The following is a 19,388-nucleotide window of genomic DNA, read 5'->3' as shown; positions in this document are numbered from 1 at the left end:
TATTACCACAATTTTAATTTAGTTGTGCCCAAACTCCATTCTTGTTTGCTTCCTACAAATTCTAATTTAGAGTGTAGGTAAAAATAATTAATTAGTTTACATTTGAAACACACCTAAAAATTATTTAAAATGAAAAAACAATTACTTTCTTTTTTATCCGTTTTAGCATTATCTATCGGTACTATTTCTGCACAATGTACAATTACGTTTTCGAACGTGGTTAACAATTCATGCAACTCTAGCAATCAACTATATTGCAACGGAAGCGCTTCTGCCATGGTAAGTCCGGCCAATGTATATACCTATAGTTGGTCTAACGGTCAATTTTTACAGGGCGCATCACTTTTATGTGCCGGCACATATACAGTTCAAGCAACAGGACTTAGTATTTCCGGAAGCACAACTTGCACCGGCACCGTTACAATAACACAACCAACTGCCATAACAGCAGTTTCAACCGCCACTGCAACAACATGCCTTTCTTGTACTGACGGAAAACTTAGCGCAACAGCATCTGGCGGTACAGGTCCCTATTCCTATACTTGGCAACCTGCCGGGCTAGTAGGTCAAACACAAAGCAACGTGCCTGCAGGAAGTTATTTTGTGCAAGTTACAGATGCTAATGGATGTACATTTTTAGATACTAACCCTACGATCGTTCTACCGGGAGGCTTTTCGAGCGTAAATGAAACCAATTCTGCGCTTGTGTCTGTTTACCCCAACCCTGCTGAAAACGAGTTGTTTATTAAAAGTACTTCCAATTTATTTTTTGATAAGAACACTGTTAAAATCTATGATGTATTGGGCAAGCAAATTAAAATGCAATCTATAACTTTATCTACTCAAAATTCAGCTTCATTTGATATAGCAACGCTTCCCAAAGGATTGTATTATTTCATAATTGAAAATAATCAATCGGGACAACAAGTTACATCTCGTTTTATAAAAAAATAATTTTTTATCGTTTTTATCTAGGCTTGTTAAGTTAGCTCTTAACAAGCCTTTTTAGTCTTAAAAAACATGAACCTAGAGCTTTTCAAAGATTTACTTCAACAAAAAGCTTCTTTTCAATATACTACCGACCAACAAGTTGTAATTGAAAAATTACACCGACTACTTTTCGACAAGAATGAACGTATCTTAATCATTAGAGGATATGCCGGCACCGGAAAAACTTCGTTAATTGGTTCGCTCATAAAAAGCTCTCAACAAATTGGCAGAACCTTTGTACTGCTTGCCCCTACAGGTCGTGCCGCCAAAGTACAAACTCAACACACCAAGCAAATTGCATATACTATTCATAAAAAAATATACAAAAGAACTTCCGATGACGATACATTCACTAAAGTAGAATTGCAATACAACACACACAAAAACTGCATATTCATTGTGGATGAAGCTTCCATGATACCTGATTGGCAAAGCGGAGAAAATCAAAATTCTCAATCCGGAAGAAGTTTGCTAGACGATTTGTTTGCCTATGTTTTTAGTGGATTTAATTGCAAATTAATCTTAATGGGTGACAATGCTCAATTACCCCCAATTGGTTCAAATAAAAGCCCTGCACTAGAAAAAACGTATGTAGAAAGCAATTGGTCTTTTGCAACCCAACATGTGCAGTTGCGCGAAGTGGTAAGGCAAGCAACAGACTCTAGTATATTATTAAACGCCACACAACTACGATTGCTATTGTTACAAAAAGAAATGCCTGCAAAAATTCCATTGTCGCTAGATTCTGATTTTATTGCTATTACAGGCTATGAACTGGAAGACACGTTGAATAGCGCCTATTCTAAATACGGTGCAGAAAATGTTTTGGTTCTATGCAGATCTAACAAAACTGCCAACCAGTATAATCAACAAATACGAGCAAGAATAAAATGGTTAGAAAGCGATATTGCAGCAGGAGACTATTTGATGATTGTAAAAAATAATTACTCTTGGTTGCCCAAGGAATCTAAAATTGGGTTTATAGCCAACGGAGATATTATTCAAATTGAAAGAGTATCTAAACAAGAAGAAAAATATGGGCTCAAGTTTGCAAATGTTGTTGCTCGATTTATAGATTATGAAAACGAGCCAGAAATGGAATTTAAAATAATTTTAGATGTACTAACTTCAAACAATGCATCTTTAGAAGCAGAGCAACAAAAAAAATTATACTATGCAGTATTGGAAGATTACATGCACATTACATCAAAAAAAGAACGACTAAGAGCTGTAAAAGAGGATCCGTATTTCAATGCATTGCAAGTAAAATTTGCATATGCAATTACATGCCACAAATCCCAAGGTGGGCAATGGAAACAAGTGTTTATAGACCATGGATTTTTGAATCCGGAAAACTACAATTTTGAATTTATACGTTGGCTATATACCGCTATTACAAGAGCTACTGAAAAAGTGTACTTGATTAATTTTAATCAAAATTATTTCGAATTAAATGACAACTAACAATCCTGAATCTCTTTATTTTATTGCTATTATTCCGCCACAGCCAATATTTAATAAGATTTTCGCTTTCAAGGAACACATGGCAGCAAACTATGATTCAAAAGCGGCATTAAAATCGCCACCACACATTACCCTGCAAATGCCTTTCAAATGGGACACTCACAAAGAGGAAATACTCACAAATACGCTCCAACAATTCTCGCAACAACAAATTGAGTTTGAGATGGAGTTGTTAAATTTTTCGCACTTCGAATCGCGTGTACTTTATATTGACATAGTTGCGAATAACTATTTGCATATACTACAAAAGGAACTAGCTTATGCCATGCAAGCACTCCAACTATTTAATTCCACTCATAAAAGCAACGGATTTAAACCGCACATTACTATTGCGTTTAGAGATTTAAAAAAACAACAATTTCAATTAGCCTGGAAAGAATTTATAGAGATGAAATACCATGCTAAGTTTAAAGTGAACTCCATTTGTTTATTAAAGCACAACGGAAAAACATGGGATGTTTTTAAAGAACTAAATTTTAAGAAGAATAACGAATAAACGATTGAAATAACAGATGGCTTCAATCAATTATAGGATAATTAATTGGGGTTTCTTTATAAACTTGGGTGTAATTTCTGTATCGAAGCGGATTGGGAAATAAATTTTTCACTTTAGACTGTTTTAATTGATAGCTTTCATCATACCACAAAACAATTACCGGTGCTTCTGTCATCATTAATTGTTCTGCTTTTGCAAAATATTCAAAACATTTTTGTTCATTAATTTCCTTTTTACCGGCTTCAAAAAGCAAATCATACTCCTGATTAAAATACCTGCTGGTATTAGGATACGAAGGTTTTGATTTGTCTGCAGGCAATGTTTTTCCATAAAATGACCACAAAAAACTTTCAGGACTAGGATAGTCTGCACCTAAAGCATTCTTATACATATCAGCTGTTCCGTTTTGCACTGCGTTTATTTTATCCGGAAACGAAACCACATCAATATTAATGGTTATGCCCAATACATTTATAAGTTGTTTCTCAACTTCAAAAGCCACGCTTGTATTTCTTTGCCCTCCACTATTTACCAAAAATTTAAAGGAAGGAAAGCCCTTTCCTCCCGGATAGCCGGCTTCTGCCAATAACTTCCTAGCTTTTTCCGGATCATAGGTATACCCTTTTATTTTTGAAATGTCGTAATCTCGAAAAGAAGGAGGAACAACACCACTTTCAGCAGGACCATATGCTTCATTATTTAAAACAACCTCAACTATTCTATCTCTGTTTATTGCGTAGTTAAAGGCTTGTCGAACTTTCACATTATCAAAAGGAGGACGTGTAACATTAAACTCAAAAAAATGGGTTATCATTTCCGGAATTCTTTCTAATGTATAAATAGCAGAATCGCCTTGAAATTTTTTTATTTGCTTTTGTACTATTGTATTTACATCTTCCGAAGGAAGTCCAATAATTGCATCTATCTCCCCTTTTTTAAAAGCCTCCAACTCATCCTTTTTATTTGGCAAAAAAGTGAAACAAATTTTATCTAAATAAGGCAACTTTTTCCCACTAGAATCTAGAACATGATAATTTACGTTTCTGGATAAGACTAATCTTTTGAAATCCTTCCCGCTCTTAGGAAACACAAACGGACCCGTACCAATTTTTAATTCATTACCATAAGTATCGTACCCTTCTTTAGGAAATACAGCGGTAGCCAATGTAGCTAGTTTTAATAAAAATGTACCGCTTGACTGAGTAACTTTAAGTTGAAGCGTATAATCATCCAACACTTTTATACCCTCTATTTCTGTGGAAGGTTTTTCAGTCTTGCTTTTTGCATAGTACTCGTTAGCACCAACAAGAATATCCTTAAACGTAGTTTCGAAAAGCTTGTTATTTTCGGAATACGTACATAACTGTTTAAAACAATAATTAAAATCATTGGCAGTAACCTCTCGTCCTATGCCATTTTCAAAACAAACATCATCATGAAACTTAACACCCTTCTTTAGAAAAAAAGTATAGGTTGTACCGGCAGAATCTATCATCCAACGCTCTGCAATGCTTGGTTGTACGTATAAATCTTTTGTATTAAACATTAAAAGTCCTTCATACACTTGCGATGCAATATGCGAAGAAACTGCATCAACAACAGCGTGTGGGAATAGTGTTTGGTAATAGTCGGTCTCGTTTAACAATAAAGAATCACCCCAAATAGTTTTTGCGGTACTATTTTCTTGCGAATCGTTTTTTAATACACAACCTGCACAAAAAACAATTAAAACAATAATAAAAAGTGAACTCGATTTAAACATCAATCAATAATAATATCTCAAATATAATTATTTAGGGGTAACAATAAATAAAAAGGGCTATTTGTTATTAAACAAACTCATACTTCGCTGTAGTCCAATCGTTGCAAATGATACGACAAACTCTTTTGCACTAGTTATTCTGTTAGGCAGCTCAACAAGTTCTTCTTCCGACCACTTTCCCAACACGTAATTTACTTGGCTTCCTTTTGCAAACTCATTACCAATACCAAATCGCAATCGAGCATAATTTACGGTCGCAAGCGTTTCTTGAATACTTTTAAGACCATTATGCCCTCCATCACTTCCCTTTCCCTTCATTCGCAACGTACCAAAAGGCAGCGCTAAATCATCGGTAACTATTAAAATGTTTTCTAATGGTATTTTTTCAGTCTGCATCCAATAGTTTACCGCTTTTCCACTCAGGTTCATAAATGTGGTAGGCTTAATAGCAACTAATGTTCGCCCTTTATGTCTAACTTCAGCTCTAAAAGCCAATCTATCGCTCAGAAAAGAACCGCCTAATTCCTTAACTAACTTTTCAACAACTAAAAACCCTATATTATGGCGTGTTTGCTCATATTCAGCACCAATATTTCCTAAACCAACGATTAAAAATTTACTACTCATACTTTTCCAAAGTGAATCCTTCTTTTAAACTACAAATTTTTCATTGTTTTTCAATCACTCTTTGGATAGTAATTTAGAATGATTTTTAATAGCGGCATTTTAAATAAACAACCAACCTTTTCGTTGAAACTTTGTTAATATTTAAAAGGCAAAATGATTTTTAATACCATTTCACAGTTATATTTGTACGTCAAAAAAAAATAGATAGTTTATATTATGAGTAGCGCAAAACAATTTTTTAGTTCGTCCATTGGAAAAAAGGTGTTGATGTCTTTAACCGGTATTTTTTTATGTACCTTTTTAGTGGTGCATCTTATTGGCAACTTGCAGCTTTTTAACAATGATGGAGGAGTAGCCTTTAACAAGTACTCAGTTTTCATGACCACTTTTCCTCCCATCAAAATTATTTCTTATTTACTTTATACAAGTATCTTATTACACGCTATTTTCGGACTTGTTATTACAATGGCTAATCGTAAGGCACGACCTGTAAAGTATGCTGTAAATCGTCCGCAAGACAATAGTGCGTGGGCATCTCGTAATATGGGAATTTTAGGAACAGTACTTTTTGTTTTTATTGTTGTTCATATGGGTGATTTTTGGTACGAGTACAAATTTGGCAAAATACCAACTGTGATGATAGAGGGAGTTGAGTATAAAGATTTATATGCCGAAGTAGCCGAAGCGTTTTCTCAAAAATGGTATGCCTTGCTGTATGTAGTATGTATGGTTGCAATTTCATTCCACCTTGCACATGGCTTTCAAAGCGCGTTTCAAACATTAGGCTTAAACCATAAAAAGTATATGCCGTTGATTAAAAACATTGGCATTTGGGTGTTTGCAATTATAATTCCTGCATTATTTGCAGCTATGCCTATTTATTTTGCGTTTATAAAATAACACATCAATCAAGATTCACCATTCATCATTCAAGATAGTATGTCAAAAAAATTAGATTCAAAGATACCGGATGGTCCAATAGACCAAAAGTGGACAAAATATCGTTCGTCTGTGCCGCTAGTAAATCCGGCCAACAAACGAAGTTTGGAAATTATTGTTGTCGGTTCTGGTCTGGCCGGTGCCGCTGCTGCTGCATCTTTAGCAGAACTTGGGTATTCCGTAAAATGCTTTTGTTTTCAAGATAGCCCCAGAAGAGCGCACAGTATTGCTGCTCAGGGAGGTATAAATGCTGCGAAAAACTATCAAAATGATGGAGACAGCACTTATCGCTTGTTTTACGATACCATCAAAGGTGGCGATTACAGGGCACGTGAAGGGAATGTGCATCGTTTAGCAGAAGTTAGTGGAAACATAATTGACCAATGTGTAGCTCAGGGAGTTCCGTTTGCTCGTGAATACGGAGGGTATTTGAGCAATCGTTCTTTTGGTGGAACACAAGTACAGCGTACATTTTATGCAGCAGGTCAAACCGGGCAACAATTATTATTAGGTGCTTATAGTTCGTTAGAAAGACAAGTTGGAATTGGTACCGTAAAAATGTACTCTCGCCATGAAATGCTAGAAGTAGTTACTATTGATGGGAAAGCAAGAGGAATCATAGCACGAGATTTAGTTTCGGGCAAATTGGAAAGACACTTTGGACACGCAGTATTATTGTGTACGGGTGGTTACGGAAACGTATTTTTTCTTTCTACGAATGCCATGGGATCTAACGTTACAGCAGCATGGAAAGCGCACAAAAAAGGTGCATTCTTTGGCAACCCTTGCTTTACACAAATTCACCCCACATGTATTCCGGTTTCAGGAGATCATCAGTCTAAGCTAACATTGATGAGCGAATCACTAAGAAATGACGGACGTATTTGGGTTCCGAAAAAACAAAACGACACTCGCAAAGCCAACGAAATACCTGAAGAAGAAAGAGATTATTACTTAGAACGCAGATACCCAGCCTTTGGAAACCTAGTACCTCGGGATGTTGCATCTCGTGCTGCGAAAGAAAGATGTGATGCAGGTTATGGAGTAGGTGCTTCTAAAATGGCTGTTTACTTAGATTATGCAGCCGCAATAGAGCGCTATGGAAAAACAAAAGCAAATCAATTAAACCTGCACAACCCGGATGCCGCAACAATAAAGAAACTTGGGAAAGATGTTGTACAAGAAAAATACGGCAACTTATTTGAGATGTACGAGAAAATTACAGGAGAAAATCCATATGAGGTTCCTATGAGAATTTATCCAGCAGTGCATTATACGATGGGCGGACTTTGGGTTGATTACGAATTGATGACTACCGTTCCTGGCTTATATGCGCTGGGAGAGGCTAATTTCTCCGACCACGGAGCTAATCGCCTTGGAGCATCAGCGTTAATGCAAGGTTTAGCCGATGGTTATTTTGTAATCCCTTACACAATTGGAAATTATTTGTCTGCAGAAATTCGCACAAAAGCAATCAGCACGGATCACGAAGCGTTTGTAGAAGCGGAAAAGAAAGTACAAGAAACATTAAACAAACTAATCAATAACAAAGGCACTAAATCGGTAGATTATTTCCACAAAAAATTAGGAAAAATAATGTGGGATAAATGCGGAATGGCTCGTAATGAGAAGGGGCTTAAAGAAGCTATTCAAGAGATTAAACAATTGAGAGAGGAGTTTTGGAAAGAGGTACGTGTGCCTGGATCAACAGACGAATTGAATCCGGAATTAGAGAAAGCCGGCAGAGTAGCTGATTTTATTGAGCTAGGAGAATTGATGTGTATGGATGCCTTAAATAGAGAAGAATCATGCGGAGGACATTTTAGAGAAGAGCATCAAACAGAAGAAGGAGAAGCTTTGCGCCATGACGAAAAATTCATGTACGTGGCTGCATGGGAAAACAAAGGAAACAATACATGGGAGCTTCATAAAGAAGAATTGAATTATGAAGTAGTACACCCAAGTCAAAGAAGCTATAAGTAATTTGAAGGATTAAAAATAGAATATTATGGGATCAGGAAACGGACAATTATTGAACCTAACTTTAAAAGTTTGGAAACAAAAAAACGCAAAAGCACCAGGAAGCTTTGAAACATACGATCTAAAGGGCATTTCAACCGACATGTCCTTTTTGGAGATGTTTGATGTACTAAACGAAAAGCTTATAAACGAAGGGAAAGAGCCTATTGCATTTGACCACGATTGCCGTGAAGGTATTTGTGGAATGTGTAGTATGTATATAAATGGTCGTGCTCATGGTCCAATGGATGCTACCACCACTTGCCAATTGCACATGCGCCATTTTAAAGATGGAGAAACAATAACCGTGGAGCCATGGAGAGCCTCTGCATTTCCTGTATTAAAAGATTTGGTTGTCGATAGAAGTGCGTTTGATAGAGTTATTGCAGCTGGTGGATTTATCTCCGTAAATACCGGCAACGCAAAAGACGCCAATAATATTCCGGTTCCAAAACCTGATGCTGATAAATCATTTGCTGCTGCCGCTTGCATTGGCTGTGGTGCTTGTGTGGCTGCTTGCAAAAACTCTTCTGCAATGCTATTTGTTTCTGCTAAAGTTTCTCAGTTGGCATTATTGCCACAAGGTAAGGTAGAAGCTCAAGACCGTGTTTTAAACATGGTAAAACAAATGGACGAAGAAGGCTTTGGAAGCTGTACAAACACAGGTGCTTGTGAAGCAGAATGCCCTAAAGAAATTTCTTTGGAAAACATTGCACGTATGAATAGAGAGTATATTTTAGCTAATGTGACTAAGTAAACTCTGCCGCTAAAGCACCCCGTTTTTTCTTCTTTAATTGCTTAGTAATGTCATTCAAGGGATTATTTAAACCTAAAACAACAGGTTTAAATAATCCCTTTTTAATTTGTTTGACATCATGAACTTTCTAACTCTAGCATCCTAAATACAAGAATTACTCTAGCACCAAACTTTAAGCTTTTCATAGTATGGCTTATATGTTCGAATAAGAACACAGCACCAAACCTCTCAATCCCTATTTTATTTAAAATGAATTAAAACAGACATAGAATTTGTTTGACTCCTTTCTTTCTGTTCAACTATACCCAACGCTTCACTCAACATCAATGGTATACAGGTAGGTTTTTTAACAGTCAATTAAAAAAAGCCTCGAATTCCGATTATATAAGATCTGAATTAGAGGACATCAAAAAATCAATAAAATTAATTTTCAGTTATAGGTTACTTTTCATTTCGCTTAGTGTAGTAGTAATAAACGAGCATACAAAACTAAACTAGTAAGACATACTATTATGGTAACAAGAAGAAGAATAAAACAATTTGCTGTATTCGCAGGATTATTTATCGCTTTATTCATTCATAAAGCAGCGGCCAATCAAAGAAATAGCCTTTTTTCGAACGTCACTATTGGATTAGGAGCAACGTACAACCTAAACACGAAAGCAAAAGGAGTTCTAGGTCGAATTGATACGGAGGTATTTCCTCGAACTAAATTAATTGCAGAGTACACCTATTTTCCAAAATATGTTAGCACTATACCAGAATATGAATCAGTAGGAATAAGCGAATACTATATACAGGGATTTCTTGCATTTAATATTATAGAATACAAAGGATTTAAAACGTTTATTGGGGCAGGAGGTTCGGCAAGTAAATGGATAAACAATAACGAATTTTCGAGGGCCGCCAGCAGAACAACAAATCTAAGTGGAGATGCTCTTTTGGGTGTACAACAGCAAATAAAAAAAATTAATCTGTTTAGCGAATTCCGTTACAATTTATTCTGGGGCGAATACCATATTCAGGCAGGAATTGGAATCTTTCTTTATCAAAAAAACAAATCATCAAAAAAGTCGCTTGCTGACGCAGTGGCGTGTCCAAAGTTTAATTTTTAATTTTTATTAACCAATCTAAAACTAATCAATTATGAAAACCAATCTAATTAAAAAAATGATACTAGCAGTTATAGTAGTAGCTGGAGTATATCTTGTGTCTTGCAACAAGGAAAGGCTTATAAGACCATCAATTCAAACGAGTAATCTTGAATCCTTTTTCAAAGCGAATGCAGCTCAACGACAAAGTTTCAGAATTCAAAACTCGCAATATCAATCTATAACAGGAAGTAAAGGAACTATTTTAACTTTTAGACCCAACACATTTGTAAATGCTAATGGATCGGCAGTTACCGGTGAAGTGGAAATTTTCTTGAGAGAAATTTATGATAAAGCGGATATGATTCTATCAAACAAACCTACAATGGCAACTGACGGAATTCTTGTTTCGGGTGGCGAGATATCTGTTGAAGCATTCCAAAATGGTAACGAATTAAAACTAGCACCGGGAATGACCATATCGGCTAGCTTTCCTAAAAACGGAACCGAATTACCAATGAAGTACTTTGATGGACAAGAAGAAGATGGGCAAGTTTTATGGACGCTTGGAGATACAACTATTACCGTACAAGACAGTTCGAATTATTGCATGCCTGCTTACTATTGTTTAGAACTAGAAGACGTTAACTGGGCAAATTGCGATTACTACTTTAACGACCCACGTCCGTTAACTGACATTGAAATTGAGGTGCCAGAAAACATGAACGATACAAACACCGCAGTATTCCTAGTTCCAGACAACGACAATATTGTAATTCGACTATATGAATTCAATAACGGAAAATTTTCTGTTGGCTGGGGTTATCAAGTACCGGTTGGACTTAAAGGGACCCTTGTGGCTATTTCTGAAATCAATGGCAATTTCTCTTCTGCATTCTTACATACTACAATTACGCAGAACCATTATCAATCCTTGGTATTTAGCCCAACCACGTTAGCACAGTTTACGTCCGACCTAAGTAATTTATAAACTAAGTAACCTGTTTTCTATAACAAGAAAAGGTTCCGGAATATACCGGAACCTTTTCTTGTTATAATTATTTCGTTGCGAACAACCGTGCTTAATGAGCAGCTCGCAATATGGTCTGTCTATTAAAATTTAAATGCAGCTCCAAGCGAAACAGTTGGTGCAAACAATGTACTTACCATCACGTTGTCTGTGTCTTTTGTTCTTATCGCTGATTCATTTGCAGCTTCTGATGTAGCATCAAATTTTCTATTGCCATTTATATCTTGATAGAAGATTTGTTTTTGCGCCAATGCATCTCTCACATTTAACTTCAACTCCAAATTTCCTTTCAAAAAGGATTTAGTAATTTGAAAATCTAGCATGTGTCTTGGATTCTCCCAAATATCTGGCTCATCAGTACTACCCACAACAAAAATTCTCTTCCCTACAAAATTATAAGAAACACTCACAGAAAATAGTTTTTCTAGGTCGTTGTACATAATCCCTGAATTTACAATTACCGGAGATTGTCCTTGCAAAGATCTATCAGCGGTTGCTCCATTTAAACTACTCACATCAACTTTCGATTTAATGTACGACACATTTGAAAAAAGTGTTGTGTTACTTAAAAAAGTAAATGAGTCTGTATTGCAAAGTGAACTTAATTTAAAGCGTAACTCTAGTTCCGCTCCAATATTAGTAGCGGATGCAACGTTAGCATAGGTAATGCTTCGTATCTGACTTCCAGTATTAGCAACTTGTTCAATTGGATTAATTATTTTCTTATAAAATCCGGTAACAGAAATTAACTGTCCTGCACCCGGGAATAGTTCATAACGAACATCGTAATTATGAATAGTAGATCGTGTAAGATTTGGATTTCCGCTTACCGCAAAATCTGTAATAAAATCATAGAAATTAAAATTGGCAAGCTCTCTAAATTCTGGACGAGAAACTGTTTTGTAATACGCTAAACGGATATTTGTTTTTTCAGTAACAGACCACACTGCATTTACAGAAGGAAGAATATCAATTGTTGTAGTATCTGCAACAATTGGGCTTCCAGAAATTGCATCAAAATTAGTGATTGCTTGTCGGTACGACTCCACGCGAGCTCCATAAATTAATCTGTACTTGTCTTTATATCTGGAATCTCCCATGATATAACCTGCATGTAAAATTGACTTTGCATTATAGCTATCCAAAGGCGTTGTAGCCTCCGATAATTTTAGTCCTCCATTATAGGGACTAGCGTTATTAGTAACACCCATACTCGATGAGCTAAACAATTGATCTTCTGACAATGAAAGCAAATCTGTATCAAATTTTATTAAATTACCCTTTCTATATTGTGTAAATCCAAGTAAGCGAGCCACGAACTCTCTGTTTCTAGCTTGGTTAAAGCCACCTATTTTAAATTCGTTCTTTAATTTTTTCACATCAACGTTGTAAGAAAAATCATATTTAGCACTGAATATTTGTTCTTTACTCGTGCTAAAAAACATACTTCCTGCACTGCTTGTTGTAATTGTGTTGGGCTGTATTTGAGCAAAATAAGGCTGTCCATCATCTTGCACACTTCCATATTTATTATATACCACTTTTCTAAGGTTCGGAATATTTCTTTTTATATCGCTGTAAGCGCCCACCCATTTCAATCGCAATTTAGATGCGCCCAAAAGATGGTCGCCAATAATTTGACCCGAGTAGATATTATTTTGCGTAAACCACCTTACCGATGATTTTTCCCAATTCTCTGCCATTGCATCATTCAACCCTTTACGCAATGTAACTTTGTCTTCGGAATTAATACTGTAAATATTTTTAATAGACACTTGGTTATTTTCATTTAGCTTATAAGACAAATTCCACAAAGCACTTGTCATAAGCGCATTTGAATATATAGAATCATTGTACTCTCTCGTTTTAATAATATCTACCGTTTGCTCTTCAAATTCTCTTCTAGTTGCAAAAGAGGTGTTAAAAGAATTGTTGTAAGTAACGGCAAATACACTTCCCGCTTCCTTTCCAAATACAGTACCTACATTAAATAACGAATACTGAAAATTAAACGAAGGCAATGCTTTTCTGTTTTCAATTCCCCAAGAATAATTCATCAATTTAGCATACTCTGCCCTATCATCGTTTGTAGCAGCCGCCATTTCTTTTGTTGTAGGCACATCTGATTTTAATGCTCTTGTACCATCGTCTATTCCTAACCAATCGTATTTTCCTCCATCATACGTCTTAAAATTATTGAACGTTGAAAATTTATTATAAGAAGCTCCAACAGAAATAGATTGACCAGATTTCTCTGGAATTGATTTTGTATTTATTTGAATAACACCTCCGGCAAAATCCCCTGGCAAATCAGGTGTAGCAGTTTTTACAATTACTAAATTATCCAAGAAATTAGAAGGGAATATATCGAATGCAAATGCACGTCTATCAGCTTCTGAGCTTGGCAATGGAGCTCCGTTAATATATGCTGCGTTATATCTATCATTCATACCACGTATAATAGCAAACTTATTGTCTTGAATGCTTGCTCCGCTAACACGCTTTATTACATCGCTTGTGCTTCTGTCTGGAGTTCTTTTGATACTTTCTGATGAAATACCATCCGATACTGTTGCACTGTTTTTTTGCAGGACAAGCAATGAATTTACAGATTCTTTATTCATTGTTGCTGTTACCACAACTTCACCCAAATCGGTTGAAGATTCTTCTATAGTTACATCAACAATTGTTGGCTGACCATTCTTAACTGATATTCCTTTAATTACTTTTACGTTGTACGAAATAAATTTCACAACAATTGTGTAGGTGCCTTCTTGTAAATTATTAATAGAGAATTTCCCGTCAAAATCGGTACTGGCTCCTGTTGTAGTGCCCTCAATAAGTACGTTTGCACCGGGTACGGTTTCTCCGGTTTCTACATCAACAACTTTCCCTTTAATAGATCCTTGCCCAAAAGACGCAACCGATGATAAAATAAAAAATGTTACAATGGTAAATAGCTTATTCATGTTATATTTATTTACCACAAAAGTTCTAATTTAAGGCAAACAGAACTTTACTAACGCGTTATTTCAATGTTAAGCCAAAAAGCTTAATGTTAAATTAATATTATGTAAATAGGGATGTTTATATTTGAAGCCCAGATACAGTTTAATCTTTTTAAATGAAGGCTCTTATAGTTGTAAATCCCATTTCAGGAGGAAAAGATAAATCTTTTGCAATTGACTTATTAAAAAACAAATTGCGTAAAGACATTGTTGCAGAATTCTTATTTTGGAATAAACAGGAAGACCGATTAGCTATTATTACTAGAATAAAAACGGGGGACGAACAATTAGTAATTGCGGCTGGAGGCGATGGCACTATTAATCAAGTGGCGCAAGCTGTTGTTAATTCTGGAAAAACACTAGGCATTATTCCGCTTGGCTCAGGCAATGGATTAGCTAGACATTTACAAATACCATTAAATGTTACGAAGGCGATTGAATTAATTAATGACCTTACATCAAAAAAAATTGACACTTGTACCATAAACGGCATTTTTTTTATGTGTACTGCAGGTATTGGGTTTGATGCGCATATAGGAAAACTGTTTGCAGAAGCCAAAACTCGCGGACTAAAAACGTATGTCAAACTGATTGCACAAGAATTATTCAGCTACAAACCTCAGGAATATATCCTGCACAGCGATGGAGATACAAGAAAAGTAAGTGCATTTTTAATTACTATAGCAAATGCTTCGCAATATGGGAACAATGCTTTTGTTGCGCCACAAGCAGTTATAGATGATGGCAAACTAGACATTTGTGTTCTTAAGCCATTCAAATGGTGGAATATTCCTAGTTTAATTATACGTGTATTCAACAAAACATTTAACACATCTAAATTCGTTGAAACATTTACTACCACTAAAATTTCTATTACTAGGCACACAGCAGGTGCTATTCATTTTGATGGCGAGCCTGGTTTTGCAGAAAAAGAAATTACATGTGAAGTAAATCATAAATCCATAAATGTAATTACAGGGTTTATTTAATTTGAAAATTCAACACTTTAATTCCATTCAAATAAGCAGTAAGCTCATCTCCTATTACAACAGGCGCAACGCCTTCTGGAGTTCCCGTAAAAATCAAATCGCCCGTTTTTAGTGTAACAAACTTAGACACAAAGGCAATTATTTTATCGATACCAAACAACATGTCCTGGGTATTTCCCTTTTGAACTACCGAATCATTTTTTGTTAGACTAAAATCAATGCTATCTAATTTCCCTAACTCTGCTTTTCTAATGAATTTGCCAATTGGAGCAGAGCCATCAAAGGCTTTTGCTTTTTCCCATGGCAAGCCTTTTTGCTTGCAAATTTCTTGCAAATCTCGTGCAGTAAAATCTATACCAACCGTAATTTCATCGTAGTATTTATGCGAAAACTTTTCTTCAATATGCTTGCCTGGTTTAGATATTTTCACAACCACCTCTAACTCGTGATGTATTTCTTTAGAAAAATCGGGGTAGTAAAACGGCTGATTATCTTTTAGGAGAGCCGTATCTGGCTTCATAAAAAAAACAGGTTCTACAGGAACTTCGCTTTTCATTTCTTTTGCGTGATTAACATAATTACGACCGATGCAAATTATCTTCATTTCTATTATTTTATATGTTTTACTACAAACAACTTATACTTGGATCACAAATTATATTTCAATTTATCGGTAAATAAATAAGATAAAGTTAGAAAAAAGTAGAGTATTGAATCCTTCTATCTATTTTTACGCTAAGCACTTTTACAAAAGATTGTATAGTTAGCAAAGAAAGAATCTAAACTACTGCAAACAAAGTTAAATATACATTATGTATATGTTAGACTTATTCATTTAACACAAATAACACTTGATTATTTTAGAAATAACTGTTACTTTATAGTCGAAACACTTAGACCCCGAAAAAGGAATAAGCTAATTACCTCTTTTTATGAATAACATTACACGCATATTTCTTGTAACATTATCTTGCTTTTTAGCATTTATAGGCAGCGCAATTGCTCAAGACAAATCATCTTACAAATGGATTCCCGATTCAAAAAACGACAACGGAAATTTCACGGTTAATGTTGCGAATGCAGTGCCGGTACCAGCCTGTACAGTTGTTGCAGAAATGGCGGTAACAGGAGTAGTTGGATCGGATGGTCCATTTACTTACAAGTGGAGTAATGGGGCAACAACCGCAAAAGCATTACTTTCTACTTCAGAATTAAATCATTTTGTTGTTGTAACAAATAAATATGGCAAATCAGTAAAAAAGAATATTCAACTTCAGCTATTAGCAGCACTAACAGCAACTATTGTTACCACTTCTGTAACTCCCTGCTTTGGGGGTACTAATGGAACCGCTTGTGTGAATGTTAGTGGTGGCACCCCTCCTTATAGCTATAGTTGGAGCAATGGAGTTACTGCCTCTGGGTCCTTTACCACCCACTGTATTACTAATTTAACCGCTGGCACCTACACTGTTGTGGTACGCGATTCTAGCAACTGTGTGGCAGGTATTAGTGGGTCGGGTGTAGTAAGTCAACCCGACATAGTTGCAGTTACAATTACCAATAGTGTTTCAGCCTGCACAGGAACTACCAATGGCGTTGCGACTGCTTCGGTTACAGGTGGCACACCGCCTTACACGTATCTATGGAGCAATGGCGTTACAACTTCAGGGAATTCAGGATTATCATTAGGGGTGTATTCTATTACCGTTAATGACAGCAGGGGCTGCTCAGCAACAAAGTCTACAACAATTACAGCATCCGGAGGGCCAATTGCGAGTATTACCAACACAGTAACTTCCTGCACCGGCACTAGCAATGGCGTTGCCACAGTCTCCATTACAAATGGAACATCTCCCTATACTTATTTATGGAGTAACGGTAGAACGGTTGCTAGCAATACAGGGCTTTCTACTGGGGTTTACACAATAACAGTTACTGACAATAGAGGTTGTACAACCACAGAAAGTACCACTATTACTATATCTGGCGGCCCTGTCGCAACAATTACAAACAGTGTGTCCTCATGTACCGGCACAACCAACGGTGTAGCTACTGCATCTGTAACAAACGGAACATCACCTTACACCTATTTGTGGAGTAATGGTAGAACTGTTGCTAGCAATACAGGGCTTTCCACCGGGGTTTATACATTAACAGTTACTGACGACAGAGGGTGTTCATCTGTTGCAAGCACTACCATAATTGGTTCTGGAGCACCTATCGCTACTATCACCAACAGTGTGTCTTCCTGTACAGGAACAACAAATGGTGTGGCAACAGCTTCTGTAACGAATGGAACCTCGCCTTATACCTATTTGTGGAGCAATGGCAGGACTGTCGCTAGCAACACAGGGCTTTCTACCGGGGTTTATACATTAACAGTTACTGACAATATTGGTTGTACAGCTGTTGTAAGCTCTACCATTACAGGATCCGGAGCACCTATCGCAACAATTACAAACAGTGTGTCTTCGTGTATCGGAACAACAAATGGTGTAGCTACTGCTTCTATCACAAACGGAACATCACCTTTCACCTATTTGTGGAGTAATGGTAGAACTGTTGCTAGCAATACAGGATTGAGCACTGGCGTTTTCACATTAACTGTTACTGATAATAGAGGGTGTACTACTGTAGCCACTACTACTATTACAGGTTCCGGAGCACCTGTGGCTACTATTACAAATAGTGTATCATCATGTACAGGTAATTCGAACGGGGTCGCAACAGCTTCTATAACAAATGGAACATCGCCTTATACCTACTTGTGGAGCAATGGCAGAACGGTCGCTAGCAACACAGGCCTTTCTACCGGGGTTTATACATTAACAGTTACTGATAATATTGGCTGTACAGCTGTTGTAAGTACTACCATTACCGGTTCCGGAGCGCCTATCGCAACTATTACAAATAGCGTTTCTTCTTGTACCGGCACAACAAATGGTGTGGCGACTGCTTCTGTAACAAATGGAACTTCGCCTTATACGTACTTGTGGAGCAATGGCAGAACGGTCGCTAGCAATACAGGACTTTCCACGGGAGTTTACACATTAACAGTTACTGACAATATTGGTTGTACAGCTGTTGTAAGCACTACCATTACAGGATCCGGAGCGCCTATTGCAACTATTACAAATAGTGTATCATCATGTACGGGTAATTCGAACGGTGTAGCTACTGCTTCTGTAACAAATGGAACTTCGCCCTATACCTACTTGTGGAGCAATGGCAGAACTGTTGCTAGCAATACAGGATTGAGCACTGGAGTTTACACAGTAACAGTGACTGACAACATTGGTTGCACAGCTGTTGTAAGTACTACCATTACAGGTTCTGGAGCACCTGTCGCTACTATTACAAATAGTGTATCATCATGTACGGGTAATTCGAACGGTGTAGCTACTGCTTCTGTAACAAATGGAACTTCGCCCTATACCTACTTGTGGAGCAATGGCAGAACTGTCGCTAGTAATACTGGTCTTTCCACGGGAGTTTACACATTAACAGTTACTGATACTAGAGGGTGTACTACTGTCACTACTACTACCATTACTGGTTCCGGAGCGCCTATCGCCACTATTACAAATAGTGTTTCTTCGTGCACTGGTAATTCAAATGGTGTAGCCACTGCTTCTGTAACAAACGGAACTTCGCCTTATATCTATTTATGGAGCAATGGCAGAACTGTCTCTAGTAATACTGGCCTTTCCACGGGAGTTTACACATTAACAGTTACTGACAACATTGGCTGTACAGCTGTTTTAAGCACTACCATTACAGGTTCTGGAGCACCTATCGCAACTATTACAAATAGCGTGTCCTCTTGTACTGGAAATTCAAACGGTGTAGCCACTGCTTCTGTAACAAATGGAACTTCGCCCTATACCTACTTGTGGAGCAATGGCAGAACTGTCGCTAGTAATACAGGACTTTCTACAGGTGTTTATACGTTAACAGTTACTGACAATATTGGCTGTACAGCTGTTGTAAGCACTACCATTACAGGATCCGGAGCACCTATCGCAACTATTACAAACAGCGTTTCCTCTTGTACTGGAAATTCAAACGGTGTAGCCACTGCTTCTGTAACAAATGGAACTTCGCCTTATACATATTTATGGAGTAATGGCAGAACTGTCGCTAGCAATACAGGATT

At 36.8% G+C, this 19,388-nt stretch carries 14 protein-coding genes; 10 read left to right on the top strand and 4 right to left on the bottom strand.

Annotated features, from left to right (window positions below):
• Positions 1-129 precede the first annotated feature (129 nt).
• The 3 genes from J0M08_07235 (at position 130) to J0M08_07225 (ending at position 3,010) form a co-directional block, all read left to right on the top strand.
• Positions 130-954, top strand: coding sequence for a T9SS type A sorting domain-containing protein (locus J0M08_07235; protein MBN8702841.1), 825 nt, complete (start codon positions 130-132; stop codon positions 952-954).
• A 66-nt stretch (positions 955-1,020) separates the two neighbouring features.
• Positions 1,021-2,454, top strand: a complete 1,434-nt coding sequence (locus J0M08_07230) for an AAA family ATPase (protein MBN8702840.1) — start codon at positions 1,021-1,023, stop codon at positions 2,452-2,454.
• The gene (locus J0M08_07225) at positions 2,444-3,010 is read left to right on the top strand and encodes a 2'-5' RNA ligase family protein (GenBank protein MBN8702839.1); all 567 of its coding nucleotides are present in this window, start codon (positions 2,444-2,446) and stop codon (positions 3,008-3,010) included. The genes J0M08_07230 and J0M08_07225 overlap by 11 nt, the downstream gene beginning before the upstream one ends.
• A gap of 22 nt (positions 3,011-3,032) precedes the next feature.
• Here J0M08_07225 and J0M08_07220 read toward each other — a convergent pair whose 3' ends face one another.
• Positions 3,033-4,772 (bottom strand): ABC transporter substrate-binding protein, encoded by a 1,740-nt coding sequence (locus tag J0M08_07220; protein ID MBN8702838.1) that lies wholly within the window; start codon positions 4,770-4,772, stop codon positions 3,033-3,035.
• Positions 4,773-4,829: 57 nt separating this feature from the next.
• Complete coding sequence (locus tag J0M08_07215; protein MBN8702837.1) at positions 4,830-5,399, bottom strand: aminoacyl-tRNA hydrolase; 570 nt, start codon at positions 5,397-5,399, stop codon at positions 4,830-4,832.
• A gap of 216 nt (positions 5,400-5,615) precedes the next feature.
• Between J0M08_07215 and J0M08_07210 the strand changes: the two genes are divergently transcribed.
• From J0M08_07210 to J0M08_07190, 5 genes are all read left to right on the top strand, one after another.
• Positions 5,616-6,299 carry a succinate dehydrogenase cytochrome b subunit gene (locus J0M08_07210; GenBank protein ID MBN8702836.1) on the top strand — a complete coding sequence of 228 codons (684 nt, stop codon included), beginning with the start codon at positions 5,616-5,618 and terminating at the stop codon, positions 6,297-6,299.
• 39 nt (positions 6,300-6,338) lie between these two features.
• Entirely contained in the window at positions 6,339-8,321 is a 1,983-nt protein-coding gene (locus tag J0M08_07205; protein ID MBN8702835.1) for a fumarate reductase/succinate dehydrogenase flavoprotein subunit, read from the top strand.
• Positions 8,322-8,346: 25 nt separating this feature from the next.
• Positions 8,347-9,114 carry a succinate dehydrogenase/fumarate reductase iron-sulfur subunit gene (locus tag J0M08_07200; protein ID MBN8702834.1) on the top strand — a complete coding sequence of 256 codons (768 nt, stop codon included), beginning with the start codon at positions 8,347-8,349 and terminating at the stop codon, positions 9,112-9,114.
• 512 nt (positions 9,115-9,626) lie between these two features.
• Positions 9,627-10,229 (top strand): hypothetical protein, encoded by a 603-nt coding sequence (locus J0M08_07195; protein ID MBN8702833.1) that lies wholly within the window; start codon positions 9,627-9,629, stop codon positions 10,227-10,229.
• 31 nt (positions 10,230-10,260) lie between these two features.
• A complete protein-coding gene (locus J0M08_07190) occupies positions 10,261-11,196 on the top strand; it encodes a hypothetical protein (protein MBN8702832.1) in 936 nt (311 codons plus the stop codon).
• A gap of 122 nt (positions 11,197-11,318) precedes the next feature.
• On the opposite strand, the gene J0M08_07185 is transcribed toward J0M08_07190, so the two are convergent.
• Positions 11,319-14,204, bottom strand: coding sequence for an outer membrane beta-barrel protein (locus J0M08_07185; protein MBN8702831.1), 2,886 nt, complete (start codon positions 14,202-14,204; stop codon positions 11,319-11,321).
• Positions 14,205-14,359: 155 nt separating this feature from the next.
• Between J0M08_07185 and J0M08_07180 the strand changes: the two genes are divergently transcribed.
• Positions 14,360-15,232, top strand: a complete 873-nt coding sequence (locus tag J0M08_07180) for a diacylglycerol kinase family lipid kinase (GenBank protein ID MBN8702830.1) — start codon at positions 14,360-14,362, stop codon at positions 15,230-15,232.
• Here the strand turns inward: J0M08_07180 and J0M08_07175 are convergent.
• Complete coding sequence (locus J0M08_07175) at positions 15,225-15,836, bottom strand: fumarylacetoacetate hydrolase family protein (GenBank protein ID MBN8702829.1); 612 nt, start codon at positions 15,834-15,836, stop codon at positions 15,225-15,227. The two genes, J0M08_07180 and J0M08_07175, sit on opposite strands and share 8 nt — an antisense overlap.
• A 328-nt stretch (positions 15,837-16,164) precedes the next feature.
• On the opposite strand from J0M08_07175, the gene J0M08_07170 reads away from it, so the two are divergent.
• The coding region (locus J0M08_07170) for a SprB repeat-containing protein (GenBank protein ID MBN8702828.1) at positions 16,165-19,388 on the top strand (3,224 nt) is incomplete at its 3' end.

Source organism: Bacteroidota bacterium (genome assembly GCA_017303975.1).
Lineage (GTDB): Bacteria > Bacteroidota > Bacteroidia > JAFLBG01 > JAFLBG01 > JAFLBG01.
This window is presented reverse-complemented; position numbering and strand designations above follow the sequence as displayed.

Bases quoted from the DNA above. Each gene is read 5' to 3' on its own strand.
- J0M08_07235 (MBN8702841.1), top strand. From the start codon at position 130: ATGAAAAAACAATTACTTTCTTTTTTATCCGTTTTAGCATTATCTATC.
- J0M08_07230 (MBN8702840.1), top strand. From the start codon at position 1,021: ATGAACCTAGAGCTTTTCAAAGATTTACTTCAACAAAAAGCTTCTTTT.
- J0M08_07225 (MBN8702839.1), top strand. From the start codon at position 2,444: ATGACAACTAACAATCCTGAATCTCTTTATTTTATTGCTATTATTCCG.
- J0M08_07220 (MBN8702838.1), bottom strand. From the start codon at position 4,772: ATGTTTAAATCGAGTTCACTTTTTATTATTGTTTTAATTGTTTTTTGT.
- J0M08_07215 (MBN8702837.1), bottom strand. From the start codon at position 5,399: ATGAGTAGTAAATTTTTAATCGTTGGTTTAGGAAATATTGGTGCTGAA.
- J0M08_07210 (MBN8702836.1), top strand. From the start codon at position 5,616: ATGAGTAGCGCAAAACAATTTTTTAGTTCGTCCATTGGAAAAAAGGTG.
- J0M08_07205 (MBN8702835.1), top strand. From the start codon at position 6,339: ATGTCAAAAAAATTAGATTCAAAGATACCGGATGGTCCAATAGACCAA.
- J0M08_07200 (MBN8702834.1), top strand. From the start codon at position 8,347: ATGGGATCAGGAAACGGACAATTATTGAACCTAACTTTAAAAGTTTGG.
- J0M08_07195 (MBN8702833.1), top strand. From the start codon at position 9,627: ATGGTAACAAGAAGAAGAATAAAACAATTTGCTGTATTCGCAGGATTA.
- J0M08_07190 (MBN8702832.1), top strand. From the start codon at position 10,261: ATGAAAACCAATCTAATTAAAAAAATGATACTAGCAGTTATAGTAGTA.
- J0M08_07185 (MBN8702831.1), bottom strand. From the start codon at position 14,204: ATGAATAAGCTATTTACCATTGTAACATTTTTTATTTTATCATCGGTT.
- J0M08_07180 (MBN8702830.1), top strand. From the start codon at position 14,360: ATGAAGGCTCTTATAGTTGTAAATCCCATTTCAGGAGGAAAAGATAAA.
- J0M08_07175 (MBN8702829.1), bottom strand. From the start codon at position 15,836: ATGAAGATAATTTGCATCGGTCGTAATTATGTTAATCACGCAAAAGAA.